25 protein-coding genes are annotated in these 25,692 nt (G+C 65.2%); 8 read left to right on the plus strand and 17 right to left on the minus strand.

Translation table 11 applies throughout. From position 1 onward, the window contains the following. Window positions 1-139: 139 nt before the first annotated feature. Window positions 140-877, plus strand: coding sequence for a Crp/Fnr family transcriptional regulator (locus GGD62_RS01155; protein WP_018317561.1), 738 nt, complete (start codon window positions 140-142; stop codon window positions 875-877). A gap of 114 nt (window positions 878-991) precedes the next feature. Here GGD62_RS01155 and GGD62_RS01160 read toward each other — a convergent pair whose 3' ends face one another. From GGD62_RS01160 to lptF, 9 genes are all read right to left on the minus strand, one after another. Continuing rightward, complete coding sequence (locus tag GGD62_RS01160; RefSeq protein WP_092252913.1) at window positions 992-1,711, minus strand: Crp/Fnr family transcriptional regulator; 720 nt, start codon at window positions 1,709-1,711, stop codon at window positions 992-994. A 340-nt stretch (window positions 1,712-2,051) separates the two neighbouring features. After that, the gene (locus GGD62_RS01165) at window positions 2,052-2,288 is read right to left on the minus strand and encodes a hypothetical protein (protein WP_018317559.1); all 237 of its coding nucleotides are present in this window, start codon (window positions 2,286-2,288) and stop codon (window positions 2,052-2,054) included. A 69-nt stretch (window positions 2,289-2,357) separates the two neighbouring features. Beyond that, window positions 2,358-3,416 (minus strand): alcohol dehydrogenase, encoded by a 1,059-nt coding sequence (locus GGD62_RS01170; RefSeq protein WP_183237163.1) that lies wholly within the window; start codon window positions 3,414-3,416, stop codon window positions 2,358-2,360. A gap of 72 nt (window positions 3,417-3,488) precedes the next feature. Then, entirely contained in the window at window positions 3,489-4,346 is an 858-nt protein-coding gene (gene rsmA / locus GGD62_RS01175; protein WP_018317557.1) for a 16S rRNA (adenine(1518)-N(6)/adenine(1519)-N(6))-dimethyltransferase RsmA, read from the minus strand. Continuing rightward, complete coding sequence (gene pdxA / locus GGD62_RS01180; protein ID WP_183706852.1) at window positions 4,343-5,383, minus strand: 4-hydroxythreonine-4-phosphate dehydrogenase PdxA; 1,041 nt, start codon at window positions 5,381-5,383, stop codon at window positions 4,343-4,345. Before pdxA ends, rsmA begins: the two co-directional genes overlap by 4 nt. Then, complete coding sequence (locus GGD62_RS01185) at window positions 5,383-6,318, minus strand: SurA N-terminal domain-containing protein (protein ID WP_177236934.1); 936 nt, start codon at window positions 6,316-6,318, stop codon at window positions 5,383-5,385. Before GGD62_RS01185 ends, pdxA begins: the two co-directional genes overlap by 1 nt. A gap of 69 nt (window positions 6,319-6,387) precedes the next feature. Beyond that, window positions 6,388-8,877 (minus strand): LPS-assembly protein LptD, encoded by a 2,490-nt coding sequence (locus GGD62_RS01190; RefSeq protein ID WP_183706853.1) that lies wholly within the window; start codon window positions 8,875-8,877, stop codon window positions 6,388-6,390. Further along, window positions 8,877-9,974 (minus strand): LPS export ABC transporter permease LptG, encoded by a 1,098-nt coding sequence (gene lptG / locus GGD62_RS01195; protein WP_018317553.1) that lies wholly within the window; start codon window positions 9,972-9,974, stop codon window positions 8,877-8,879. Before lptG ends, GGD62_RS01190 begins: the two co-directional genes overlap by 1 nt. After that, complete coding sequence (gene lptF, locus GGD62_RS01200; RefSeq protein WP_018317552.1) at window positions 9,971-11,140, minus strand: LPS export ABC transporter permease LptF; 1,170 nt, start codon at window positions 11,138-11,140, stop codon at window positions 9,971-9,973. The genes lptG and lptF overlap by 4 nt, the downstream gene beginning before the upstream one ends. A 339-nt stretch (window positions 11,141-11,479) precedes the next feature. Between lptF and GGD62_RS01205 the strand changes: the two genes are divergently transcribed. The 3 genes from GGD62_RS01205 (at window position 11,480) to GGD62_RS01215 (ending at window position 14,090) form a co-directional block, all read left to right on the plus strand. Continuing rightward, complete coding sequence (locus GGD62_RS01205; RefSeq protein WP_183706854.1) at window positions 11,480-12,979, plus strand: leucyl aminopeptidase; 1,500 nt, start codon at window positions 11,480-11,482, stop codon at window positions 12,977-12,979. A gap of 6 nt (window positions 12,980-12,985) precedes the next feature. Then, on the plus strand, window positions 12,986-13,438 hold the full coding sequence (locus tag GGD62_RS01210; protein WP_183706855.1) for a DNA polymerase III subunit chi: 453 nt from the start codon (window positions 12,986-12,988) through the stop codon (window positions 13,436-13,438). Between the two features lie 166 nt (window positions 13,439-13,604). Next, window positions 13,605-14,090, plus strand: a complete 486-nt coding sequence (locus GGD62_RS01215; protein ID WP_018317549.1) for a hypothetical protein — start codon at window positions 13,605-13,607, stop codon at window positions 14,088-14,090. 56 nt (window positions 14,091-14,146) lie between these two features. On the opposite strand, the gene GGD62_RS01220 is transcribed toward GGD62_RS01215, so the two are convergent. Together GGD62_RS01220 and GGD62_RS01225 are read right to left on the minus strand one after the other, a co-directional pair. Next, complete coding sequence (locus GGD62_RS01220; RefSeq protein WP_092252932.1) at window positions 14,147-14,611, minus strand: hypothetical protein; 465 nt, start codon at window positions 14,609-14,611, stop codon at window positions 14,147-14,149. Window positions 14,612-14,636: 25 nt separating this feature from the next. Beyond that, window positions 14,637-15,005: an antibiotic biosynthesis monooxygenase gene (locus tag GGD62_RS01225; protein WP_026201869.1), complete on the minus strand. Its 369-nt coding sequence runs from the start codon at window positions 15,003-15,005 to the stop codon at window positions 14,637-14,639. Between the two features lie 98 nt (window positions 15,006-15,103). Here GGD62_RS01225 and GGD62_RS01230 point away from each other — a divergent pair, with 98 nt between their 5' ends. Continuing rightward, complete coding sequence (locus GGD62_RS01230) at window positions 15,104-15,574, plus strand: MarR family winged helix-turn-helix transcriptional regulator (RefSeq protein ID WP_183706856.1); 471 nt, start codon at window positions 15,104-15,106, stop codon at window positions 15,572-15,574. A 160-nt stretch (window positions 15,575-15,734) separates the two neighbouring features. Further along, window positions 15,735-16,703, plus strand: a complete 969-nt coding sequence (locus tag GGD62_RS01235) for a tripartite tricarboxylate transporter substrate-binding protein (protein ID WP_018317545.1) — start codon at window positions 15,735-15,737, stop codon at window positions 16,701-16,703. 95 nt (window positions 16,704-16,798) lie between these two features. On the opposite strand, the gene GGD62_RS01240 is transcribed toward GGD62_RS01235, so the two are convergent. The 3 genes from GGD62_RS01240 to GGD62_RS01250 all read right to left on the minus strand — a co-directional run bounded on the left by GGD62_RS01240 (window position 16,799) and on the right by GGD62_RS01250 (window position 19,366). Then, complete coding sequence (locus GGD62_RS01240) at window positions 16,799-18,661, minus strand: ABC-F family ATP-binding cassette domain-containing protein (RefSeq protein ID WP_018317544.1); 1,863 nt, start codon at window positions 18,659-18,661, stop codon at window positions 16,799-16,801. Window positions 18,662-18,713: 52 nt separating this feature from the next. Then, on the minus strand, window positions 18,714-18,887 hold the full coding sequence (locus tag GGD62_RS01245) for a hypothetical protein (RefSeq protein WP_018317543.1): 174 nt from the start codon (window positions 18,885-18,887) through the stop codon (window positions 18,714-18,716). A gap of 221 nt (window positions 18,888-19,108) precedes the next feature. Continuing rightward, window positions 19,109-19,366, minus strand: a complete 258-nt coding sequence (locus tag GGD62_RS01250; RefSeq protein ID WP_018317542.1) for a hypothetical protein — start codon at window positions 19,364-19,366, stop codon at window positions 19,109-19,111. 312 nt (window positions 19,367-19,678) lie between these two features. Between GGD62_RS01250 and ndk the strand changes: the two genes are divergently transcribed. Together ndk and GGD62_RS01260 are read left to right on the plus strand one after the other, a co-directional pair. Then, window positions 19,679-20,101 carry a nucleoside-diphosphate kinase gene (gene ndk, locus GGD62_RS01255; RefSeq protein WP_018317541.1) on the plus strand — a complete coding sequence of 141 codons (423 nt, stop codon included), beginning with the start codon at window positions 19,679-19,681 and terminating at the stop codon, window positions 20,099-20,101. 41 nt (window positions 20,102-20,142) lie between these two features. Continuing rightward, window positions 20,143-21,003, plus strand: coding sequence for a TerC family protein (locus GGD62_RS01260; RefSeq protein ID WP_018317540.1), 861 nt, complete (start codon window positions 20,143-20,145; stop codon window positions 21,001-21,003). Window positions 21,004-21,009: 6 nt separating this feature from the next. On the opposite strand, the gene GGD62_RS01265 is transcribed toward GGD62_RS01260, so the two are convergent. The 3 genes from GGD62_RS01265 to GGD62_RS01275 are packed head-to-tail and all read right to left on the minus strand — an operon-like array spanning window position 21,010 to window position 25,526. Continuing rightward, the gene (locus tag GGD62_RS01265) at window positions 21,010-21,321 is read right to left on the minus strand and encodes a DUF3240 family protein (protein WP_092252942.1); all 312 of its coding nucleotides are present in this window, start codon (window positions 21,319-21,321) and stop codon (window positions 21,010-21,012) included. Further along, on the minus strand, window positions 21,318-24,392 hold the full coding sequence (locus GGD62_RS01270) for an efflux RND transporter permease subunit (protein ID WP_183706857.1): 3,075 nt from the start codon (window positions 24,390-24,392) through the stop codon (window positions 21,318-21,320). Before GGD62_RS01270 ends, GGD62_RS01265 begins: the two co-directional genes overlap by 4 nt. Next, window positions 24,393-25,526, minus strand: coding sequence for an efflux RND transporter periplasmic adaptor subunit (locus GGD62_RS01275; RefSeq protein WP_409333926.1), 1,134 nt, complete (start codon window positions 25,524-25,526; stop codon window positions 24,393-24,395). Window positions 25,527-25,692 lie beyond the last annotated feature (166 nt).

Genomic DNA, 25,692 nt, shown 5'->3' on the forward strand with positions numbered 1-25,692 from the left:
GTGGTCGAGGTGATGGTGTGGGTGCGACCCGAATGATCGCAAACGGATTAGCAACCAGTGCGTCCGTCTCGCGTTCTAGTCCGCTGAACCAGGGCCAGAAGTATCATTTGATAGATCCGGCGCGATTTTTGGTGGTCTCATGGAAAAAGCCCACGACGTGCTGATCCGGAACCTGAGCGAGCACACCGCGCTCACCGGGGAGGATCTCGACGAGATCCGCGCGCTCACCTTCACGCAGCGCGATGTCGCGCCCAACGAGGATTTCATCCGCCAGGGCGAGGAGCCTGAACATTCGGCGCTGGTCGTCTCCGGCATGGTGGCGCGTTACCATCTGCTCGGCAGCGGGGGACGGCAATATCTCGCGTTCCATATCTCCGGTGACCTCCCGGACTCCCAGGGCCTGTTCATCGACCAGATGGACCATGGGCTCTCGGCGCTCGGGCACGCCTCGGTTGCCTTCATCCCGCATCGCGAATTGTTCATAGCCTTCCGGCGCCGTCCCACTTTCGCGCTCTCGGTCTGGCGCGAGACGTTGCTCGATGCCTCGATCTTTCGCGAGGCCATCACCAACAACAGCGCCCGGCCGATGCAGGCGCGCATGGCGCACCTGTTCTGCGAGCTGTTCTACCGCGCCCGCGCCGCCCAGCTCGTCCGCGGCAATCGCTTCCGCCTGCCCATCAGCCTGGTGCAGCTCGGCGAGACGCTCGGCATGGCGATCGCGACCGTGAACCGGACGCTCGCTGACCTCAGGCGGGGCGGCACCATGGATCTGCGCGACGGGGAGCTCATCGTCCTGAAATGGCGCGAGCTGCAGCGGCTCGGCGATTTCAGCCCGGCCTATCTGCATCTGAAACGCCAGTCGCCACCGGAGGGGTGAGGCCGCAAAGATGCTAAAGCATGATCCGGAAAAGTGCGCAGCGGTTTTCCGAAAAGATCATGCTTGAACAACAAGCTAAAGCGGGATGACGATGCATCCTGATCGCATCGCGCTTTAGCCATCGGCAGGTGACGCTCCGCCCAGCACCTCGTCAAAGTGCTTCCTCACCCAATCATTGCAGCAGCAGGCTCTGGCTTCGAGCGCTGTCCCGTCGAGGATCAGGATGGCGCCGCGGCGGGTCGCGAGGATGCGCCTTGCCTTGAACATCTGGATGACGCGGCTGGCATAGCTGCGGGAGACGCCGAGCATGCCGGCGAGCTGCTCGTGGGTGAGGGGGATCTCGGCGCCGCCGATACTCTCCTTCGCGGAGATGATCCACTTGGCGGCGCGCTGCTCGATCGAATGCGCCGCGTTGCAGGCCGCCGTCTGCAGCAGCTGCGCGAATTGGCAGTCGGCGTAGCGCGAAAAGACCTCGTGGAGCGTGGCTGATCGCTGCTGTGCCTGCTCAAGCGCGCGCAGCGGCAGACGGACGAGGCTGCCGCCCAGCTTCACAACGATGCGCGAATAAGCCAGCGAAGGGTTGCGGCCTGCGGCAATGCCCACCGCACCCTCGCGGCCCACCAGCAGGCTTTCGACCTCGCGATCGTCCTCGACCGGCACGGCGAACGACACAAGTGCGGGACCGCAGGGAAAATGCACCGCCGCCACGTCGTCGCCGGCGTGATGCAGAACGTGGCTCGCCGCAAGTTCGACCGGCTGAAGGTGAGGCGCGAGCAGTTCGAAATCCTGGTGGGTGAGCTGCCGGAGCAGATCGTTCGGGGGCCGACCGGTCACAGTTGCGTCTCTGGGCTGGCCGGGAATCGGCGCCAGCCAGAACCCTACGTTTCCATGGCGGAACCGACGGTTCCAAAGTGCACACAAGCGGCCGTTGCATAGTTGAGATGCTGGCGCGTGGGCTTTGCGGACTTCCGGAAAGTTGGGAGCGAGGCTGCATGCGTGCGCTGCCCGGCAGCGTTGATCTGGCGAGGTCTGTTCAGGAGTGAACATAGCGGGCTTGTGGATTGGCGTAGCGTGTGGCGCCGAGCGCCGTACTCCGTGCGCTTTGCCCGAGGACCGCCGGCCTCAATCCGCCAGAACGCCGCTGGGCCGGTGGCCGGAGGGGCGGCGAAGATCATCAGCCGAAGCGTGCTTCGCGATCCCACGAGGATCGGCGCAGCGCCGCGTGCGCGCGATAGGCGTCGATCGCCTTGTTGGCGAGCATCAGCTGCCGGCGTTCGCCGGTTTTGAGCTGACCTTCGATGGCGTCGAGAATGACGTTGGCGCTCTCGTCCGGCGGGCCGAGCTCGCCGCTCTGCTCCAGGCAGCTCCAGGCGATGAAGAATGCGCTTTCGACGGTGCAGCGAATGGACATGCGCTGCCAACGCGGCGGGGCCGCAGGCGTTCCGTCACGCGGGCCCAACTTGGGGCCCGCGCGCGCGGCTCAGTTCTTCAGCACGATGCGGCCGACGACCTTGCCGGCGCGAAGCTCGTCGATCCATTTCTGGACGTCGCCCATCGGCTCCTCGCGCATCGGCGTCGGCTTGATCTTGCCGGCGCGCGCCAAGGCCATCAGCTCCTGCGCCTCGTTGAGCGTTCCGACCATGAAACCCTCGATGGTCATGCGCTTGTAGACCCATTGCACCATCGGCAATGTGAACTGGCCGCCCATCAGGCCGGAGACCACGATCTTGCCGCCGCGCGCGGCGACCGCGACCGCAAAGGCCATCGACTTCTCGTTGCCGGCGAAATCGACGATCTCGTCGAAGCCGCCTTCGGTCTCCTTCAGGATGCGCTTGATCACGTCGGGCTCGGACGGATCATAGGCATTGGCGGCGCCGTTGTTCAGCGCGGTCTCGCGCGCGGCTGGCGACAGGTCGGCGACCGTGATCGGCTGCTTGAACATCGCCTGCGCGAACGACAGGCCCATCATGCCGACGCCGCCGAGACCGATCAGCAGCAGGTTGCGCTGGCGCGGGCGGTCGACCAGGCGCTTGAGCGCGCCATAGGCGGTAACGCCGGAGCACATCAAGGTCGCGGCCTGGTTGACGGGCAGGGGATCGTAGTCGAGCAGATATTTCGCGTCGGGCACCAGCACGTGGGTGGCGAAGCCGCCGTCGATGGAGACGCCGAGGAAGCGCTGCTTGACGCAGAGATTCTCGTCGCCATTGGCGCAGTCGCGGCACTGGCCGCAGCCGATCCAGGGGAAGACGGCCTTCTTCGCGCCAATGAGGCCGGCCGGCACGTCGGGGCCGACTTCGTCGACGACACCTGCGATCTCGTGGCCGAGCGTGAAGGGCAGCGTCATGCCGCGCGTGGTGTCGAGCTTCTTGCCGCCGCCGAGATCGGCATAGCCGTCCTGGATGTGCAGGTCGGAATGGCAGAGGCCGCAGCGCTCGATGCGCACCAGGACTTCGCGTCCTTGCGGCTTGGGCGTGTCGACGATGGTCTCGCACAGCGGCGCATCGAACTTGACCAGGGACTGCCGACGCATCAACGCCATATTTCTTCCTCCGAAATTATCTCATTGTTTGAGCATGATCTCGTTCGGAAAACCGCTTCACACTTTTCCGGATCATGCTTCTTCGGTTCGTATATTGGCCAATTCACGGGCCATGGCAACAAAGCCGGATATCGGAACGGTCTCGGCGCGCCGCGTCGCATCGACGCCGGCGGCGGCGGCGAGCCGCGCGGGATCGACGCCGAGCGATTTCAGGCTCTGCCGCAACATTTTCCGGCGCTGACCGAAGGCGGCGGCGGCGACCTGTTCGAGCAGCCTGCGATCGCAAGGGAGAGGCTCGGCGCGCGGCGTGAGGCGCACGACGGAGGAGGTGACCTTCGGCGGCGGCACGAAGGCGGACGGCGCAATGTCGAACAGGATCTTGGTCTCGCAGCGCCAATTGGCGAGCACGCCGAGCCGGCCATAAGCCTCCTCGTCCTCGCGCGCGACGATGCGCTCACCGACCTCGCGCTGGAACATCAGCACCATCATGTCGTACCAGGGCGGCCAGGGCTCGGTGGTGAGCCAGCCGATCAGGAGCTGGGTCGCGATGTTGTAGGGCAGGTTGGCGACGATCTTCGCGCGTTCGCCATTGAGCAGCGGGCGGGGATCGAAGGTCATGGCATCGCCATGCACGATCTCGAGCCTGTCAGGATAGCGCGCGGAAATATCCTGCAAGGCCGGGATCGCCCGCTCGTCATGCTCGATGGCGATGACGCGCTTCGCGCCGAGCGCAAGCAGCGCGCGTGTCAGCCCGCCCGGGCCGGGGCCGATCTCGACGATCGTGGAATCGTCGAGCGGCGCTGCGGCGCGCGCGATGCGGGCGGTGAGATTGAGGTCGAGCAGGAAATTCTGGCCGAGCGATTTGCGCGCCGACAGCGCGTGCTGGCGAATGACCTCGCGGAGCGGCGGGAGGTCGTCGATCGCGCTCATCGGCTTTGCGAAGCCGCCATGCGGCTGGCCAGCTGAAGCGCCGCGATCAGGCTGGCCGGATTGGCCTTGCCGGTGCCGGCGATGTCGAAGGCGGTGCCGTGATCGGGTGAGGTGCGGATGAAGGGCAGGCCGAGCGTGACGTTGACGGCGTCGTCGAAGGCGACGGTCTTGATCGGGATCAGCGCCTGGTCGTGATACATGCAGATTGCGCAGTCATAGGTGCTGCGCGCGGCCTCGTGGAACATGGTGTCGGCGGGCAGCGGCCCCCTGGGCTCGATGCCGTCGCCACGCAACACCTTAAGCGCCGGGGCGATGATCGTCTGCTCCTCGTGGCCGAGCGAGCCGTCCTCGCCGGCATGCGGATTGAGGCCGGAGACCGCGATACGCGGCTGCGCGATGCCGAAGCGCGATTTCAGCTCGGCTGCGACGATGCGCACGGTCGAGACGATCAGCTCGCTGGTGAGCTCTGCCAGCGCATCGCGGATCGAGACGTGGATGGTCACGGGCACCACGGCAAGCCGGGGCGACCACAGCATCATCACCGGCTGCGGCACGAGGCCGCCTTCCGCGGCAAGCTCGGCGAGGAATTCGGTGTGGCCGGGATGACGGAAGCCTGAGCGGTAGAGCACGCTCTTGGCGATCGGGTTGGTGACGACCGCGCCGGCGCGGCCCTCGCGGACATCGGTGACCGCCTGCCGGATCGAGGCGAGCGCGGCCGGCGCGCTCGATGCGTCGGGCTTGCCGGGCTCGGCGGTCGCGCGCTCGCCGGTGGCGACCACGGGGAGGGCATCAGCGAAGGCCGAAGCGGCCTCGCCGGGGCTCACCGCCGCGGTCCTGACGTCGGCCCCCAGCACGGCGGCGAGCGCCTTGGCGCGCCGGGCGATCAGCGCCTCGTCGCCGAGCAGATAGAAGGCGGGCAGGTTCAGTTCACGGCGCCGGAGCCAGGCTGCGATCGTGATGTCGGGGCCGATGCCGGCGGGCTCTCCCAGGGTCAGGGCAAGGGGAAGGCTATGCGGTTTGGCTGCGCGATTGGCCATCAGCGGTTGCGATATTCGATCATCGCCGCCTTGCGGAGCTCGTCGAGATAGGCCTTCTGGGTCTTCTCGTACTTCTCCTGATACATCTTCTCGCGGACCTCGCGCTTCTTCGGCGTGTCGATCATGGTCGGCTTGCGCGAGCACAGCACCACCATCTCGATGCCGTTCTTGGTCATCTCGGGCGCGGTCAAATGGCCGATCGGGGTGTCGTCGAGCACCTTGCGCAGCGCTTCCGGCAGCTCCGCGGTGGTCTTGGTGACGCTGTCGCGGATGGTGGCGTTCGGCGTCGAGCGGAACAGCGAGTTGGCTTCCTCGCAGCTTCCGACGCGCGCGCGATAGCTCTCGGCTTCCTTCTTGCGTGTTTCCAGGAACGCCGCGGACGAGCCGCGCGGCACGATCAGCACGATCGGCTGCATCTTGTATTCGGTGCCCTCGATCTGGAGCTTGTCGCCGGTCTGGGCCTGCACGGCCTGCGCGACGTCGCGCTCGCCGACCAGCAGCTTCTCCTTGAAGCGGCCGCGCACCAGGCTGGTCCAGACCATCTCGGCCTTCATGCGGCCCTTCAGCGTCTCGGGGCGGACGCCTTTGGATTCGAGCGACTTGGTGAGCTGGTCCGGCGTGATGCGCATGCGCTGCGCCATGCCTTCGTAGGACTGGTTGATGTCGGAGATGCCGGGGTCGACCCCGTACTTCTTGCCCTCCTTCATCTTCACCTTGTCGTCGATCAGCTCGTTGATGACCTCCTGGCGGCTCGGGGTCTTCTGCGTCGTCAGCTGGTCGAGCTTGGAGCGCTGCTCGATGTCGAAATCGGTGATCGGGTCGCCGTTGACCATGACGACGATGTTCTGCGCGCGCGACGGCGAGGGCAGTCCGGTCAGGACCAGTCCGGCAGCGATGGCGAGGAGGAGGCGGAAGACGGGCAATGGGGTCGTCATGATTGTCGCTCGCATGTCAGCCGCGTCGAGCCTGTGATGGGGGCAAGCGCGGCCGGCACTTCAAACCGTTCACTGGAGGCCGGCGGAACTGCTGGTCGTCGACGAGGTCGCCAGCGTGCGCAGGCCGATCTGGAACATGAACGCATGGCTCAGCACGGGCGGCGCAGTGCCCGCCGAGTAGCTATACGAAGTTACGTAGTTCGCCGCCAGCACGAAGCAATCGTCGACATAGCCGGCGCCGAGCACATACTGGTTGATCTTGTTGGCTTCGAGGTCCCACCGCGCCGAGCCCGACACCACCCAGTTGGTCGCGACCTTTATGGAGCCCGAGGTCAGGATGCCCTCGCGGCGGGTCAGATAGCCAAGCTCCGGCTGCGCTGCGTAACTGCCGTACAGTACGCTGACCGCCCAGCGATTGAAGTTGGCGCGGCCTTCCGCCTCGAAGCGCTGCACGTTCCAGGTCTGCTCGTCCATGCGGGAGCGGACGCTGAACGTGTAGGTGCTGTTGGGCGAGTAGCTGGCGCTCGCGACGTAATCGGAACGCGGCTTGTCCAGGCCGGAATTGAGGCCGGTATTGATGGGGTCCTGGACCGCGAAGGAGTTCATGCCGAACAGCTGGTAGGACTGGCCGAACAGGGCCTTGACGGCGCCGCCCTTGTCGAACTGCGTGGTGGACTGCACGCCGACATTGGCGCGGCCGCCGCCCTCGACGCGGTCGTAGCCGGAGAACTTGTCGACGCTGAACAGGTTCGAGGCGTCGAACACCATGCTCTGGGCGTCCTCGTTCGGGAGCTTGCCGGCATAGGTCTCGTTCGGCCGGATGATGATCTGCGCGATCGGCTCGACGGTAGTCGAGCCCCAGGGCTGAACGTTGATGAAGGGGTAGCGGTATTCCAGGCCCACGGTCGGCATCAGGCGGAACGCCTGGGTGTCGCCGATGGGAAGATAGTTCGACACGCCCGGCTGGTTGGAGACCGAGGAGTTGATCGCGTCGGCGCGCAGGCTGGCGAACGGCGTCCAGATCTGGCCGAGCGGATCGGTAAAGGATTTGCGCCACTGCGCCTCGGCCGTGAGGCGGGTGTAGGTGCCGGGGAAGCCGCGCAGCAGGCACTGTGACGGCGTGCGGGCGAGCGGATCGGCCGACGCCGTCGTGCACAGGCTGTTGGTGTTCGCGATCGTGGTGATCGGATCGAACACCGCCTGGTCACGCGACAGGTTCACGAAATTGGTCTTGTAGCTGAACTCGCCGCCGAACACCGGATAGTTGAGCACGTTGGAGTAGTCGATCACCGGATAGACGATCGGCACCTGGCTCTGGTTACCCGAATAGCTCAGCCAGTACATCGTGCGCGCGTCGAAGAAGCTGCGGTTGCCGACGCCGGTCAGATAGAGCTGCGACAGCGCCTCCGTCGGCAGCAGCAGGAACGAGCCGAGCGGATCGCGGTACTGGTAGAGCCGGTAGTCCGAGAAGAAATAGTAGTCGGACATCAGGACGCCGTCCCAACCCCAGACCCATTTGTCGTTCAGCGCGAACTGACCCTTGGTGTCGACGGCGCCGCGGAACTGCTTGTCGCCGGGCTGCCCGGCGAACGCGCCGGGATCGAGCTGGTCGATGCCATAGGCGCGGATCTGGTAGGCGCCGTCGATCAGGCGCTGCCGGAATTCTCCCTGCAGCAGCACGCCTTGCCGCGACAAGAAGCGGGGGTTGATGGTCGCGTCCATGTCGGGCGCGATCGCCCAATAATAGGGAACCTCGACGCCATAACCCGTGTTCGACGTGCCGGAAACATAGCCCGGCATCAGGAAGCCGCTCTTGCGCTTCACGGTCGGGTCGGGCGTCGAGAAATAGGGCATGTAGGCGAGCGGCACACCGAAGAATTCGATCTGCGCCGTCTCGAAATACAGCATCTTCTCCTGCTGGTCGTGGATGATGCGGGCACCCTTGACCTGCCACAGCGGCGGTTTCTTCGGATCGTCCTTACACGGCGCGCAGGCCGTGTAGACGCCGTTCTCGAACACCGTGTAATTGCCGCTGGAGCGGTCGGCGCGGCTCGCGGCCATGCGGGTCTGGTCGGCGGTGTCCACACGCAGCGAATCGACGAAGCCGTCGCGGTAATCGTCGGAGAGATCCATGATCTCGGCATAGGTGATCTTGCCGTCGGCATCCGTCATGCGGATGTTGCCTTCGGCATGCAGCCGCTTGGTCTTCTGGTCGTAGATGACCTTGTCGGCCTCGACGCTGGTGCCGTTGTAGAACAGCTGGACGTTACCGACCGCGGAGACGCGCGAATTGTTGTAGTCGTAGTCGACCTCGGTCGCCTGAACCAGCATCTGGTTGTCGTTGGCGGCTTTCGGCGGCTTCGGACGTGGCGGCAGCGGATTATAGGTGAAGCTCTGGGCCGAGGCGGGGGCCACGGCGGCAACATCGATCAGCGCGCCGAGCGATGCCACGGCAGCGACAGCCATCATGAGCCTGCGAACAGACAAGCCGGACCCGTTCGCGCGCATCACGATGCGGCGCGTCAAACGAGACACGGGTCCTCGATGGACGGCAGTCACTAACCGTCCTCCTGGTACAACAAGGCCAAAAAGCCGGTGAGGCCGCCCACCACTACGGGCAACCACGCCGCAGCGATCGGATGCATCAACTCAGCCTTGCTCAAGTCTTCAGTCACTTTCGACAGAACGTAGAGCAGAAAGCCTGCGCCCACGCCACTCAAAACCATCTTCTGCACGCCGCCCATCCGGAAGAAGCGCAACGACACGGAGGCCGCGAGCATCACCATTGCCGCAAGCAAAAACGGCTGTGCCAGAAGCTTCTGATACTGGAGTCGGTATCCGGCTGTCGCGAAGCCTGAGCTTTCGGATGAGCGGATGTAGCTCGGTAGTTGCCAAAAGGACACAGTCTCGGGGGTGGAAAAGCTGTTGCGGACCTGCGCCTCGGTGAGCGTCGTTGGAATCTCCAAGGTGGCCTGGTCGATCGGCGGGGAGTCCAGCGAGAAGCGGCGAACGGATTTGAACAGCCAATGGCCGGACTCCAATGTCGCCTCGCGCGCCTCGATCCGCTCCTTGAAGTGGCTGTCTGTGTCAAAGCGGAACAGCGTCAGGCCGGTGAGTCGGACGCCCTGCTGCTCGCTGCGCGCGGCGTTGATGATGGTCTGGCCGTCGCTGGTCACCTGATTGAGCCAGAAGCCGGAGGCGTCCTGGATGCCGCCGCCGGGCGCCGAGCCGAACAGCTCGGCTTCCATGCGCTTGGAGAGCTCACGCAGATTCGCCGACATCGGATTGTAGGCGACGGTTGCGATCACCCCGATCAGGAGCGCGCTGCCGAGCGCCGGTGAGATGAACTGCCATGCGGAGATGCCGGCGGCGCGCGCAACCACGAGCTCGAGCCGGCGGGAGAGGGCGAGATAGCAGGTCATGGCGCCGATCAGCATGCAGAACGGCGTCAGCTTCTCCAGCAGTTGCGGCACCCTGAACAGCGAGGTCTCGGCCACCATGAGCGCCGAGGCGGACGCCAGCCCCGAGGTCTTGCGCACCATCTCGATGTAGTCGACCAGCACCAGCAGCAGGAAAATGCCCAAGAACACGCCGAGCGCCGCGACCACGAAGCGGCCGGCGAAATAGCGTCCGAGTGTGTTGGTGAGCATGCTCATGCGGTGGCCGGCCGTCCGAACAGCCGCGCGATGCGCGCGTTCGACCTGTTGATGGCCTCCATGAGGCCAGGGGGCGGCTCGACCACAACGCCGCGGATGATCATCCACAGCCCGATGCCGATGGCGCCCATGACCATCGCATATTGCACCAGCACCGGGCTCGGCGATTTCACCGCCATCACCGAGCAGGCAAAGCCGGCCATGCGCAGGCCGAACACCGCAACGACCGAAGTGCCGATCGAGAAATTACGGCTCTGGCGGGTGGTGCGGGGCGCACCGAGGAAGGCGAAGGTCAGCACGGCAAAGGCGAAGGGATAGATCGGGGCGAGCAGGCTGTCATGCAGGGCCGAGCGGAACTGGCCGGGAATCTGCTTGTAGACGGGGTCGTTATCGGACGGCGCAAGCAGCTCCCAGAGATAGCGCTCGCGGATGCCGAGGGTGACGTCGCGGCCCTGGTTGGAGAACTTCGACATGTCGAAGCCGTAGCGGCCGAAGGCCACCAGCGCGGGATCGCGCTTGCCCGCCTCGAAGCGCTGGAGATTGCCGGTCTCCAGCACCAGGAACGAGCCGGTCTCGTTCTTCACGACCTCGCCGTGCTCGGCGACGATCGAGACGCGCTCGTTCGGATCGCGGCGGTCGTCGATGAAGATGCCGGCAAGGATGCCGCCGGGCTGGCGTTCGCGAATCCGGATCGTGAGGTTCTTGTCGAGCTGGGCGAAGCGGCCGGGCTGCAGGATGTTGGTGAGCACGTCCGCGGTGATCTCGGCATCCCACTGCTTGATCCGCCGCATGCCGTCGGGGGCGAGATAGGCCGCGATGAAGGCAACCAGCAGCGCCACCACGCAGGTGGCGTAGAAGAACGGATAGAACAGCCGGAACGGCGACAGGCCGGCGGCATTCATCACGATGATCTCGGAATCGGTCGCGAGCTTGTTCAGCGTGTGCGAGATCGCGATCATCAGCGCGATCGGCGAGATGATCAGGACCAGGGCCGGCACGACGAGGCTGGTGATGCCCAGGAAAGTGAGGATGGTCTGACCCTGGCTCGTCATCAGGTCGATGCCGCGCAACGCCTGCGTAATCCAGATCACGCCAGTGAGGCTGACCAGGATCAGCGCAAACGACGCCAGCGTCGTGCGGAAGATATACCTATCGATCGACCCCATGCGCTACCGCACGAATCCCACCAAGTCCCCAATGTCGGCCGAAACTCCGCTGTCCAACCAATCCCCGATCAGGGGATCCCCAAGGTTGGCCAGCGCCTCTTCCGCCAGCTCACTCTCTCACTACCATCCCTTTGATCCGTCAACAAAATGGCTGCCCCGTGGCACCCTCAATATATGGTTAATATTTCGCTCGTTGTGACCTTGAGGCCACGGGGGGTGCTTGGCATCTGCCGGGGCGCTGGCCCATAGTGCAGATGGCTCAGTGAATCGCCGTTCATGTCCGGCCCTGGCCAGGGACCGTGAGCAGCAAAAAGACCAAGTTTTTTGAAGGAGTTACCCATGTCCGATGCCATCAAGGTCGGCTTTGTCCCGTTGTCTGCCGCCGCCCGTGGCATCATGGTCATGTTCTGCGACGATAGTCTGAAGGTTGGTCCGGCGACGGCCAAGGCGCTGGGCGGCGCTATCGAACTCGTGAAGCGAGCGGCCGCCGCCGCCGCCTTCAAGGGCAAGAGCGGGGCAGCGCTCGACATCCTGGCGCCGGAAGGGGTCAAGGCCACCCGTCTGCTCGTGATCGGCGCCGGCAAGGCGGCCGGCCTGAAGGCGAACGATTTCCTCAAATTCGGTGGTGTGGCGGCGGGCAAGCTTGCCGCCGGGGCGGCCGCCATGACGATCATGGCGGAACTGCCCAGTGGCGCGATGACGAGCGAGCAGGCGGTCGCGATCGCCTCGGGCCTGCGCCTGCGCGCCTACAAGTTCGACCGCTACAAGACGAAGAAGAAGGACGGCGAGGAGGGCGGCTCGCGCGCCGACATCTCGCTGGCGGTCGGCGATGCCGCTGCCGCGAAGAAGGCGTTTGCCTCGGCCGGCCACGTCGTCGACGGCGTGATCATCGCGCGCGACCTCGTCAACGAGCCGCCGAACGTGCTCTTCCCCGAGGAATTCGCTCGCCGCGCCGGTCAGCTCCGCAAGCTCGGCGTCAAGGTCGAGGTGCTCGACGTCAGGGCGATGCAGAAGCTCGGCATGGGCGCGCTGCTCGGCGTCGGCCAGGGCTCGGCGCGGCCGAGCCGCACCGTGATCATGCGCTGGGACGGCGGCAAGAAGGGCGAGGCGCCCGTGAGCTTCGTCGGCAAGGGCGTCTGCTTCGACACCGGCGGCATCTCGATCAAGCCAGCCGGCAGCATGGAGGACATGAAGGGCGACATGGGAGGCGCGGCCTGCGTCGTCGGCCTGATGCACGCGCTTGCCGCGCGCAAGGCCAAGGTCAATGTGGTCGGCGCCATCGGCCTCGTCGAGAACATGCCCGACGGCAATGCGCAGCGGCCGGGCGACATCGTCACCTCGATGTCGGGCCAGACCATCGAGATCATCAACACCGACGCGGAAGGCCGCCTCGTGCTGGCCGACGTGCTCTGGTACGTCGCCAAGAAGGTGAAGCCGAAATTCATGGTGGATCTGGCGACACTGACCGGCGCGATCGTGGTCGCGCTCGGCACCGAGCATGCCGGCATGTTCTCCAACAATGATGAGCTCGCCGAACGCCTGCTGGCGGCCGGCATCGAGAGCGGCGACAAGGTCTGGCGCATGCCGCTCGGTCCCGAATACGACAAGCTGATCGATTCCCAGTTCGCCGACATGAAGAACACCGGCGGTCGCCACGGCGGCTCGATCACCGCCGCGCAGTTCCTGCAGCGTTTCGTCGATGGCACGCCCTGGGCCCATCTCGACATCGCCGGCACCGCCATGGGCGCGCCGAAGACCGACATCAACCAGAGCTGGGCAAGCGGCTATGGCGTCCGCCTGCTCGACCGTCTCGTCGCCGACCATTACGAGCGCAAATGATCTGAGATGACCGAAGTCCTGTTCTATCATCTGCAAAACATGACGGTGGAGAACGTGTTGCCGCCGCTTCTCGAGAAATCGCTCGAGCGCGGATGGCGCGTCGTGGTGCAGTCGACCTCGGAAGAGCGCGCCGATGCGCTCGACGCGCATTTATGGACCTACCGCGACGATTCCTTCCTGCCGCATGCGACATGGCGCGTGAACGATGCCGCCGATCAGCCGATCGTGCTGGCGATCGAGGAGGGCAATCCCAACGGCGCCCATGTCCGATTCCTGGTCGACAATGCGGCCTTGCCGCAGGACGCGCAGGGTTATGCGCGCATGGTGCTGCTGTTCAACGGCGACGATCCGGATGCACTCGCGCTTGCCCGCAGCGCCTGGACGGATTGCAAGGAGCGGGGATTTGATGTCACCTATTGGCAGGCCGACGACCGGGGCCGGTGGCAGCGTCGGAATTAGGGGTCCTTCGCAATTAATGATAATTTGCACTTTTCGGGCGATGCTGGCTTTTGTCACCTTCGTGCCGCAAAGTGATGTTGGGACAATCGCTTAGGGCTGGTCCTTCACGCGGGGAATTTGGTTTATCGTGCGACATCAAAAGCTTCCCAGGTCGCTTCTTGTTGCTTTGGCTGCCGCGGCTCCGCTGCTCGCCGGCTGCTCGGGCGCGTCCGATCTGCTGTCGAAGGACGCACAATGGTTCAACACGCCGAGCCGGCTGTTCATCAAGAACATCTCGATCGAATCCCCGCCGCTGACCCCCGACAAGCCGGTCGGAGCTGAGGATCTCGTCAGCGCTGACGGCGCCTGTCCCGGCATGGCGCCGCCTCCCGGGCCGGCCGATGCCAACGCATCGACGACGGCTCCGGCGCCGATGGGCGGTACGGTCGCGCTGGGCCATACCGAATGCGACGTGGTGCGCGGCATCGGCGCGCCATCGAACATCAATCTCTCCAATGACGCCGCCGGTCGCCGCGTTGCCGTCGTCACTTGGGCCACGGGACCGCGCGCCGGCATCTACACCTTCACGGCTGGACGTCTGTCGTCAATCGAGGGCAATCCCGATCCGCAGCCAGCGCCGAGGGCGGTGAAGCCGAAGAAGAAGCACGCGTAGGCGGGACCGCCTGCGAGCGTGGCGGACCCGATCGAAAGCCGGGTTCGCGCGCGCCGTCAGAGCACCGGCAAGCGATCGGGCTGGCGAACGCGGAACCGGCTCTTCATCTTGAAGCCGTCGCGCATATTGAGGCCGAGAAGAGCGATGTTCATCGCGCCGGCCAACAATTCGAGAGTCTGTACCGCATAGAACGTGGTGTCGAACTCCGCGGCCTTCGCCTTGAACGCAAGAAACAACGCGGCAGGAATGAGAAGCAGGATGCCGTTGCCGGCGATGAACGGCATGCGCTTGATCTTCGCGCCGATCACGCCACCACGTCGTCCCTTTGCCAGGAAAAATCCTGAGCCTCCCGTCACCGCCAACGCCGGAACCAGCAACAGGAAGCCCCAGGGTATGGCCATTTTCACCGTGGCTATGCTCGCGTGCGACGCAAATAGCTCGGTGAGAGCCGTGGAGAGCCAGAAGGTCGCAATCGTCGTCAGCGCGACCGCGCCCGCGACTGGGTGGATGATCCTGGTCATCGGGGTCCTGCCGTTTCGAAGCGCGCTACGCCACACAGATGCCGGGCACGGCGACCTTTTCGAACAGGTGCGGAGAGGCGACGGCAGATGAGGGATAGGCTGCGATTTTCGATCTGAACTCAGGATGCGTGAATGCAGCCCGGAAGTGGGCCGTCGATTCCCAGACGGCATAGTTCAGATATGTCGGGCTATCGCCGATCGCGCGGTGAAGCTGGGTGGCAATGAAGCCCGGCTGCCGTTTCATGAAGGCTGCATCGTCCTGCCAAACCTGGAGGAAGCTCTGCTCGTCGGTCTTGTCGAGCGTGAACACATTCACCAGCACCGCAGGGCTGGTGTCGATGCCAAGCTGACGTTCGATGGGAAAGTTAGGGTCCAAAGGACGTAGGTGCGCCATGGCAGGCTCCATTCGATATGGCAATATGGTGTCAATGTGGTACTATACACACCTTAGATATTTGACATCATGATGTCAATAACAGTTTATGGTGACGGATGCCGAAATCCTTGCGAACGCCGGCCGGTGATGCGCTGTCGAACCTCGTGCTTGACCTGTTCCGGCTGAATAGCCTGCTCCTGACCGCAGGGGACCGCTTGGTCGCCCGGCTCGGGCTCACGAGCGCTCGCTGGCAGATTCTCGGCGCCATCGTGCACGCGGAGCGCCCCCAGCCGGTGGCTTGGCTTGCCCGCGATCTGGGGGCCAATCGCCAGAACGTGCAGCGGATCGTCAATGACCTGCACGCGGAAGGCCTCGTTGCTTTCGAGGCCAACCCGCATCACCGCCGAGCGCAGCTTGTCGTTCTGACCGACAAGGGACGGCATGCTTTCGATGCCGCCATGGCTTTGCAGGCGCCGTGGGTCAACGGCCTTTCGGAGGGGCTTCCGGTCAAGGACCTGCAAACCGTTCATCGCATTGTCGCGGCCGTGCGGACGAAGCTCGAAAACGAGACAGAGAGCCAGACCTAGCGCAGGGCGAGCGGGCGGAATTGACGGCAGCTCTTCGCGACATGTTCCCGGAACGCCGCTGCGGCCGAACAATTGCTGCACGCTTCTGATGAGCCGCTTTCCTGATGGTCTTGCGGCCAGGAATGCGCTCATATGGAGCCATAAAAATCTGGAGGAGACTATGCGGTTCTCGATTGCCCTCGTATCGGCTCTGCTTCTGCCGCTCGGCGCGGCCGTTGCCCAGGACTATCCGACGAGGCCCATCACCATGCTGGTTCCATTCGCGGCGGGCGGGCCGACCGACACCATCGCGCGCCTGACGGCCGCAGGCATGGGGAAGTCGCTGGGACAGCAAATCGTTGTCGAGAACGCGACCGGCGCCGGCGGCACCATCGGCACGACCCGCGCCGCGCGCGCCCAGCCCGACGGCTACACACTGCTGATCCATCACGTCGGCATCTCGACCGCCGCGACCCTGTACCGCAATCTCAGCTATGACACGAAGACGGCGTTTGCGCCGATCGGCCTCGTGACCAACGCGCCGATGACGATCATTGCGCGTCCGGATTTTCCGGCCAACACGCTCAAGGAGCTGGTCGCCTACGCCCAGCAGCAGGGCGACAAGCTGACCTACGCCAATGCCGGGTTAGGTGCGGCATCGCATCTCTGCGGCATGCTGTTCATGACCGCGATCCAGAAGCAGCTCACCACGGTGCCCTATAAGGGCAACGGCCCGATCATGAACGATCTGCTCGGCAAGCAGATCGATCTCACCTGCGACCAGGCGACCAACACCACCGGGCCGATCACGGCCAAGCAGGTCAAGGCCTATGCGATCACCACCAAGGAGCGGCTGAAGAGTCTGCCCGATCTGCCGACGGCCGATGAGGCGGGCCTCAAGGGGTTCGAGCTCGGCGTCTGGCACGGCCTCTATGCTCCCAAGGGCACTCCGCCCGCGGTCGTGCAGAAGCTGACGGCCGCGCTGCAGACGGCGCTCAAGGATCCGGCGCTGATCGCCCGATTCAACGACATCAACACCGAGCCGGTGCCGCAAGACAAGGCGACGCCCGAGGCGCTCGGCGCGATGCTGACGAGCGAAGTCGACCGCTGGGCTCCGATCATCAAGGCGGCCGGGCAGTTCGCGGACTGAGCGGACAATCCCATGAAGGGTAGCGTGGCCAGCTACTTGATGCAGGGTGATTTATTACCGCTACTGTGCATGGGGTTGTTTTCCCAGATTTGGATTCAGCCCGCAGCCTCGTCGAACTGCGTGCTCGCCTCGAGCCACTGCTCCTCCGCGCGCGCCAGCGCATCGGCGGCATTGGCGCGCGCCTTTGACAGCTGTGCGGCCTGCTTGGGATCGCGCGTAAAAATGTCGGGCAAGGCGAGGGCGGTGTCGATCTTGGTGATGATGTCGCTGACGCGGGCGATCTCGGCTTCGGCTTCGGTGATGCGTTTCTTCAGCGAGCCGCGATTGTCGGGCCGCGCGCGCTGCGGTTTCTCGCTCGCGACACTGCGCTCGCGCGGCGCGGGCTCGGCGTTGCGCGTGGACAGCACCAGGCGGCGATATTCGTCGAGGTCGCCGTCGTAATTGGTGACGGTGCGGTCGGCGACGATCCAAAGCCGGTCTGCGCAGGCCTCGATCAGATAGCGGTCGTGCGAGACCATGATGACGGCGCCGGGGAATTCGTTGATGGCTTCGGCCAGCGCGGCACGGCTGTCGATATCGAGATGGTTGGTCGGCTCGTCCAGGATGATCATGTTGGGGCCGAAGAAGGTCGCAAGGCCCAGCAGCAGCCGCGCCTTCTCGCCGCCGGACAATTTGCCGGCCTTGGTGTCGGCCGCCTTGCCCGAAAAACCGATCGCGCCGGCGCGGGCGCGCACCTTGGCTTCGGGCGCATCGCCCATCAGCTTGCGGACGTGGTCATAGGCCGAGGCGTCCTCGTTCAGCTCGTCGAGCTGATGCTGCGCGAAATAGGCGATCGAGAGCTTGTCCGCGCGCGTCACCTTGCCGGAGAACGGCGCGAGCCTTCCGGCGAGCAGCTTGACCAGCGTCGACTTGCCGTTGCCGTTGGCACCCAGCAGCGCGATGCGATCGTCATTGTCGATGCGCAGCGTGACGCGGCCGAGCACGGGCGCCGCGGGATCGTAGCCGACGGAAGCGTTGTCCACCGCGATGATCGGCGGCGACAGGATCTTCTCCGGCGCCGGAAAGCTGATCTCGCGCACGTCCTCGGTGACCAGCGCCGTGATCGGCTTCAGCCGCTCCAGCATTTTCACGCGAGACTGTGCCTGGCGGGCTTTCGAAGCCTTGGCCTTGAAGCGGTCGACGAAAGCTTGCAGCCGGGCGCGCTCGGCTTCCTGGCGCTTGACCTGCTTGGCATCGAGCAGCTCGCGCGCGGCGCGCTGCTCCTCGAACGAGGAATAGGTGCCCTTGTAGAGCGTGAGCTTGCCGCGCTCCAGATGCAGGATCTGGTCGACCGAGCTTTCGAGGAGGTCGCGGTCGTGGCTGATCACGATCACCGTGCGCGGATAATGCGCGAGATGATCCTCCAGCCACAACGTTCCCTCGAGGTCGAGATAGTTGGTGGGCTCGTCGAGCAGCAACAAATCGGGGGCTGCGAACAGCGTCGCGGCGAGCGCGACGCGCATGCGCCAGCCGCCGGAGAACTCGGCGCAGGGGCGGAGCTGATCGGCGGCGGAGAAGCCGAGGCCGGAGAGGATCGCGGCGGCGCGGCTCGGCGCCGAATGCGCGTCGATGTCGACCAGCCGGGTCTGGATCTCGGCGATCCGGTGCGGGTCGGTCGCGCTCTCGGCTTCGGCGAGCAGCGCGTCACGTTCGAGATCGGCCTTGAGCACGACGGAGATCAGGCTGTCGGGTCCGTTCGGGGCTTCCTGGGCGAGGCTGCCGACGCTCCAGCGCGGCGGCAGGGTCACCGAGCCGTGCTCGGCCGCGAGCTCACCGCGGATCACCTTGAACAGCGTCGACTTGCCGGTGCCGTTGCGTCCGACCAGGCCGACGCGCGATCCCGGCGTGATCTGCACGGAACTCTGGTCAATCAGAAGGCGTCCGGCGAGGCGGAGGGAGAGGTCGGTGATGACAAGCATGCGGCCTTGTCACCGCAAGGCGCGTCGAACGCAACCCGTTTTTCTTAGCCGCTCAATGCGAGTCGCGGTCGCGCTGCCTCAGCTCGTTCATGAGCTGCTCGAGGTGGGTCGGGAGCTGAGGCTCGGGACGCAGGCTCTGCTGAAGCCGTTCGCCCACCGCATCGCAAATCGAGCGGCTGGTCCGCCGATCGATCTGTTCGCTGTCATTGGCAAAAAGGCCAGCCATCGCGCAGGTTCCGTGTGCTCAAAGTAAGGACACGGTACCAAGTCATTGGCCCCCAAAATGGTTTCGCGGTTTTTGGGGGGAATGCCGGCATTCTCGTCAAAATTGTATGAATCCCGCAATATCCGCCCAAAATGCGAAGCCCCGGCGGGGGGGATCGCCGGGGCTTCTCTTGGAAGGCAACCGTGGGGGGCGGTAGCCTTTAAGTCAAGGTGCTGTCGGGCTCAGTAGCAGCGGTTGATCATCCGCCAGCGGGGTCCCCAGGGGGTCGGGACCAGCCGGCGCACATAGCAGCCGCCATAACCGTAGGAGACGGGGGCATAGAAGCGCGGTCCGCCCCAGCCGTGGCCGCGGTGCCAGCCTCCGCCGCCGCCGTGCCAGCCCGGGCCGCCACCGTGCCAGTGGGCGGAAGCCGAGGTCGGCGCCAGCGCGGCACCCAGCGCAACCGCAGCGACAGCGGCAAGCGAAAGTTTCCTCAACATGGTGATCTCCTCAAAACTGCCGGCGCGGGGGCATCCGCGTCGATGGAAAGGCCGCCGAAACGGTCCGCCCTGTGATCGGGCTCGGTTTCGATGGGGCCAACCCTACGCCGGCGAGGCTGAACCGAATCCTGACAGGGGCTTCAGATTGGGTTCATCTGGGTGAAATTGTCGTAATCCAGATTGAAACTGCGGGGTCCGGTCCTGCGGCGAAGCGTCTGTGACGTCATACCGGCGGTCGCTTGCCGGATGGCAAAGGCGCCGATATAAGCCCCGCAACTCGACAACCACCGCTTTTCTTCCAAGGACAAGATTATGGCCATCGAACGCACTTTCTCGATCATCAAACCCGACGCGACCGCGCGTAACCTGACCGGCGCCGTCAACGCCGTGATCGAAAAGGCGGGCCTGCGCATCGTCGCGCAGAAGCGCATCCGCATGACCAAGGAACAGGCCGAGACCTTCTATGCCGTCCACAAGGCGCGGCCGTTCTTCGGCGAGCTCGTCGAGTTCATGACCTCGGGCCCGGTCGTCGTCCAAGTGCTGGAAGCCGAGAACGCCATCGCCAAGTACCGCGACGCGATGGGCGCGACCGATCCGTCCAAGGCCGCCGACGGCACCATCCGCAAGCTCTACGCCAAGTCGATCGGCGAGAATTCCGCACACGGCTCGGATGCGCCGGAGACCGCCGCGATCGAGATCGCGCAGTTCTTCTCGGGCAACGAGATCGTCGGCTGATCAGCCGGCCGTAATTTAGAGACTGGGCGAGGGGACCTATTGTGAGCTGGCTCTGGCAGATCTTCGATCCCGCGACGATCGGGGCATTCTTCACCCAGTTTCGCAACGAGATGGCCGAACCGACCTTCTGGATTGCGGTCGGCAAGATCATCTGGATCAACATCCTTCTGTCCGGCGACAACGCGCTGGTGATCGCGCTGGCGTGCCGCGGCCTCTCGCCGCGACACCGGCTGTGGGGCATGATCTTCGGTGCCGGCGCAGCCGTGATGCTGCGGATCATCTTCACCGGCATCGTCGCGACACTGATGGAGTTGCCCTATCTCAAGCTGATCGGCGGTCTCGCCCTGATCGTGATCGCGGCCAAGCTCCTCGTGCCGGAGCATGACGAGGACGACGACGTCGACGCAGCCTCGCATCTGTGGCAGGCCATCCAGATCGTCGTGGTCGCCGACATCGTCATGTCGCTCGACAACGTCATTGCGGTCGCAGCCGCCGCCAATGGCAGCGTGCCGCTCCTGATCCTCGGCCTTGCCATCAGCGTGCCGCTGATCGTCGCCGGTGCGGCGCTGATCATGGCGCTGCTCGAAAAGCTGCCGGTGCTGGTCTGGGCCGGTGCTGCGCTGCTCGGCTGGATCGCGGGCGAGGTGATGGCGACCGATCCCGGTGTCGCGCCGAAGCTGCACACGCTGTTCGACGGTCCGTTCGGTGCCTCTCTCGACAGCATGCTCGGTGCCTTGCGCATCCCGCCGCAATTCGGCCATGGCGGAGCCGGCGGCGAATATTTCTGCGCCGCGCTCGGCGTCATCGTCGTGCTGGTGGTCGGCACCATCTGGCGCCGCCGCAAGCTGACCGCCGCGGCGCTGGAATCGTCCGAGCGCCACGCCCGGGCGTCGGCGGAGTAGGCCCGCTCAGTCGATCGTGCCGAGTTCCGTCACGGGTATCGTCCAGTAGACCAGCTTGGTTCCGGCGAACGAAACCCGCAGACGGTCGAGCAAGCGGCCGGCATCACTACTCGACAGAACCACTTGCACGACAGCCTGATCGGCGTGGCCCTTCACGCGTTCGGCGGCCGTATGCAAACGGATCTCAGTGCCGTGACCGGCTCCGTGCGATGCCGTGAATCCCGAAACCAGGTCGGTCTGCTCAGCGAGATAGTCGAGCACCTCCTCGCGCAGGAGATGCGGCACAATCAGCGTCAGACAGACCGGCTGCTCAATCATTTGGCCACCTTCGACGATCCGCCATAGCGGCGATACAGGATCGGCAGGAGAATCAGGGTGAGCAGGGTGGAGGACAGCAGTCCTCCAATTACGACGATTGCGAGCGGTCGCTGCACCTCGGATCCCGGGCCGGTGGCGAACAGCAGCGGGATCAAGCCGAGCGCCGTGATGCTCGCGGTCATCAGCACGGGGCGAAGCCTGCGCATGGCGCCTTCGACGACGATGCGATCCTCGGGAAGGCCGTGGGCGCGGAGCTGATTGAAGTAGGAGACCAGCACGACGCCGTTGAGCACAGCGATGCCGAGCAGCGCGATGAATCCGACCGAAGCCGGCACCGACAGGTACTCGCCCGTCACGACCAGGGCGAAGACGCCCCCGATCAGGGCGAAGGGAATGTTGACGAGCACCAGCAGGGCCTGGCGGATGGCACCGAATGTTGTGAAGAGCAGCACGAAGATCAGGCCGATCGCGACGGGGACCACGACGGATAGGCGCGCGGCGGCGCGTTGCTGGTTCTCGAACTGCCCGCCCCAGGTCAGCCGGTAACCGCTGGGCAGCGGGAGTTCGGTCGCGACCTTCTGGCGGGCCGCTTCGACGAAGCCGACCATGTCGCGACCGCGGACGTTGGCGCGCACCACGCTCATGCGGGCGCCGTCCTCGCGGTCGATCTTCACCGGGCCGTCCACGCGCTGGATGCGGGCGACCTGCGACAGCGCGACGTGCCGTCCGGAGGCGAGCGTGAGCGGCAGGCTCGCCAGCAGCGTCGGCGCTTCCCGCGTCGTCTCGCTGCCCCGGATGAGGATCGGCGTGCGGCGTCCGTCCTCGAGCGCGGTCCCGATGGTCCGGCCCTCGATCTGCGTCCGCAGCGAGTTGACGATGGAATCCACCGTCAGGCCGAGGCGGCCGGCCTCCATGCGGTTGACCGCAACCGTGTAGTATTGAGCGCCTTCGTTCAGCGTGGTGTAGACATCCTCGGCACCGTCGATGCTGGACAGGATCGCCGACAGCTTTGCCGCGGTTTCGTTCAGCTTGGCGATGTCGGGGCCGAAGATCTTGACGGCGACGTCACCGCGCACGCCGCTGATCATCTCCTGCACACGCATGTCGATGGGCTGGGTGAAGCTGAGCGAAATGCCGGGGAAGCCGGTGAGGACCTCGCGAAGCTTCTGCAGCAGGGCCTCGCGATTGTCGGTCGCGCGCTCGGCGGCCGGCTTGAGCACGAGGAACGTGTCGGTCTGGTTGGGGCCCATGGGGTCGAGGCCGAGCTCGTCCGACCCGGTTCGCGCGACGATGCCGGCAATATCAGGCACGGCCAGAAGCGCGGTCTGCAGCCTTGCATTCATCGCTAGCGACTCGTCGAGGTTGACGGACGGAAGCGTCTCCACGCTGACGATGACGTCGCCTTCGTCCATGGTCGGCATGAAGGTCTTGCCGAGCTTGGTATAGGCGAAGCCCGCCGCGACGAGGCCGATCAGTGCCACAGTCATCACCTTGCGCTCGTTGTTGAGCGCCCAGGTCAATGCCGGCGCGTAGACCCGTTGGGCCGCGCGTACCAGCAGGGGATCGCGATGCGATGCAGATTTGAGCACGAAGGAGGTCGCGACCGGGATCACTGTGAGCGCCAGAAGCAGCGACCCGCCCAGCGCGAAAATGATGGCCAGCGCGACGGGGATGAACAGCTTCCCCTCCAACCCCTGCAGCGTCAGCAGGGGGACGAACACGATGATGATGATGAGCACGCCCGAGGCGACCGGTTCCAGGACTCCGCAGACCGACCGGTAGATCAGGTGGATCAGCGGAGTGGCCTTGCCCGGCTCGTGCTTGCCGAGGTTCCCGACGATGTTCTCGACCACGACCACCAGCGCGTCGATCAGCATGCCGATCGCGATCGCAAGTCCGCCGAGGCTCATCAGGTTGGCCGACATTCCCACCACGCGCATGACGATCAAGGCGATGACGATGGCAAGCGGCAGGGTGAGAGCGATCACCAGCGAGGCCCGCCAGTTGCCGAGGAAGAGCAGCAGAAGGACGATGACGAGGGCGGTGGCCTCGCCGAGGGCCCGCACCACGGTGCCGACGGCGCGGTTGACCAGGCGGCTGCGGTCATAGAACACGTTGATCGACACGCTCTTCGGCAGCGAGGGTTGCAGTTCCGCGAGCCGGGCACGCACGTCACGGATGAGCTGACCCGCGTTGGCGCCGCGCAAGCCGAGGACCAGTCCCTCGACGGTTTCGCCGCGGCCGTCCGCCGTGACGGCGCCATAGCGGGTCAGCGTCCCGACTTTGACGCTCGCGACGTCGTTGACCAGGATCGGCACGCCCTCGCGGGTGTCGACGACGATCGCCTTGATGTCCTCGATCGAGCGGATGCTGCCTTCGATCCGGACCAGGGCGCTGTCCTCGCCTTGGTTCACCCGCCCGGCGCCGTCGTTGCGGCTGTTGGCTTCGATGGCCCGGCGAAACACATCGTAGGTGATGCCGCGCGCGGCCAGCGCATCGTTGCGCGGCACGATCTCGAAGGCGCGGACATAGCCGCCGAGCGCATTGACGTCCGCAACGCCGGGGACGGTCCGCAAGGCCGGGCGGATCACCCAATCGAGCAGGGTGCGGCGTTCCGCGAGCGACAGCTCGGGACTGTCGATCGTGAACATGAACATCTCGCCGAGAGGGCTCGTGATCGGCGCCAGACCGCCGCTCACCCCGTCGGGGAAATCGCGCGAGATGTTCGACAGCCGCTCCGAGACCTGGTTGCGCGCCCAGTAGATGTCGGTGCCGTCCTCGAAATCGACGGTGATGTCTGCCAGCGCGTATTTCGTGGTCGAACGAAGCACCTTCTTGTTCGGCAATCCGAGCAGTTCGAGCTCGACGGGAACGGTGATGCGCTGCTCGACCTCTTCGGGAGTGAGGCCCGCCGCCTTCATGATGACCTTGACCTGAACCGGCGAAACGTCAGGAAAGGCATCGATCGGTAAGCCGGGCAGGAGGACAGCGCCGGCGCCGATCATCAGCAGCACGCCGAGCATGACGAACAGTCGCTGCGACAGTGCAAACGCAACCAGGCGCCGGAGCATTTACTGCCCCAGTCCGGAGAGGATGCCGCGAAGCGCCGAGATGCCGCCGATCGCGATCTCATCCCGATCCGAGACGGCGCCCGCTACGACCACATGGTCCTGATCTTCCGCAAGCAGCTTGACCGGCACCAGCCGGAAGCCGCCGTCAAAGGCGACGAAGACCGACGTTTGCTCGCCCCGCCGGACCAGCCCACTGTAAGGGATCTCCCAGGCGCTTTCGCCGGTCGAGAGAAATCCGATGCGGGCCGCGGTGGTCTGGCCGGGATGCAGCTCGCCGTCGTTGGGGACTTCCGCGCGAACCAGAATAGTCTGGGTGGCAGGATCGATGGTCTCTGAGACCAACACGACCTTGCCCGGGGTGGAATAGCCCTCGATCTCGACTTTCGCGCCGGTACGGATCGCTCGAATATTGGCGGCAGGGACCGCGATTTCCGCCCATAGCGGCGAGAGCCGCGCCAACTTGACAAGCGGTGCGGATTGTTCGAGCCGCTGCCCTGGTGACACCGCGAGCTCGACCACGGACGCGGCTTGCGGGGCATTGACCGTGAGCGTCCCGCTGATCGCCGCTTGCTGGGCCAGCCGGGAGATTGCATCGTCGGACATCCCGCTCAGATGCAGCATCTGACGCCGTTCGGCGACGACGAGGGCGGCCTGGCGCGCTTCGGCCTGGCTGGCTTCGAGCACGCGTTGCGGCACGGCCTTGCCTTCGAACAGATCCACGTTGCGATTGAGCTGCTGGCTGGCGAGGTGCTCCTGCGCGATCGCGTGCAGATAGTCGCGCTGCTGGGAGACGAAGCTCGGACTCTCCAGCGTGACCAGCGGCTGACCGGCCGTGACGCGGTCACCGCGCCCCACCAGGAGCTTGGCGACCATGCCGGCCACCGGCGCGCTGACGACCCACAATTGCTGCGTCGGGATGACGATCTGGACGGGATAGGGCAGCGTCAGATCGGTCCGGCTCGCGACAGGATGGGTGACGCGGACGCCGAGATTGCGCGCCTGCGCATCGCTGAGCTTCACCTCGTCCTGTGCATTCGGCGCGGAGGGCCAGAGACTCAATACAAGCGCTAGGAGAGCACGGGCAGTCGCGCTCCGAGCGGGGCTCAGACGGAAAATCCCATAGGGCAGTTGCATGGCGGAAGTCGTCCGGAGCGCAGCATTGTATCTCGCTAACGCCGGCGCGACGGTGGTGGGTTGATGTGCATCAAGCGCGCTTGGCCTGCGCAGGATATTTTTGCACGAGGCGCGCCGGAGATGGCATCGATCCGGCTGTGGGCCGAGGTGGGCTCCGGGTGGTTTG

It is taken from the genome of Bradyrhizobium sp. ERR14 (assembly GCF_014198235.1).
Lineage (GTDB): Bacteria > Pseudomonadota > Alphaproteobacteria > Rhizobiales > Xanthobacteraceae > Bradyrhizobium.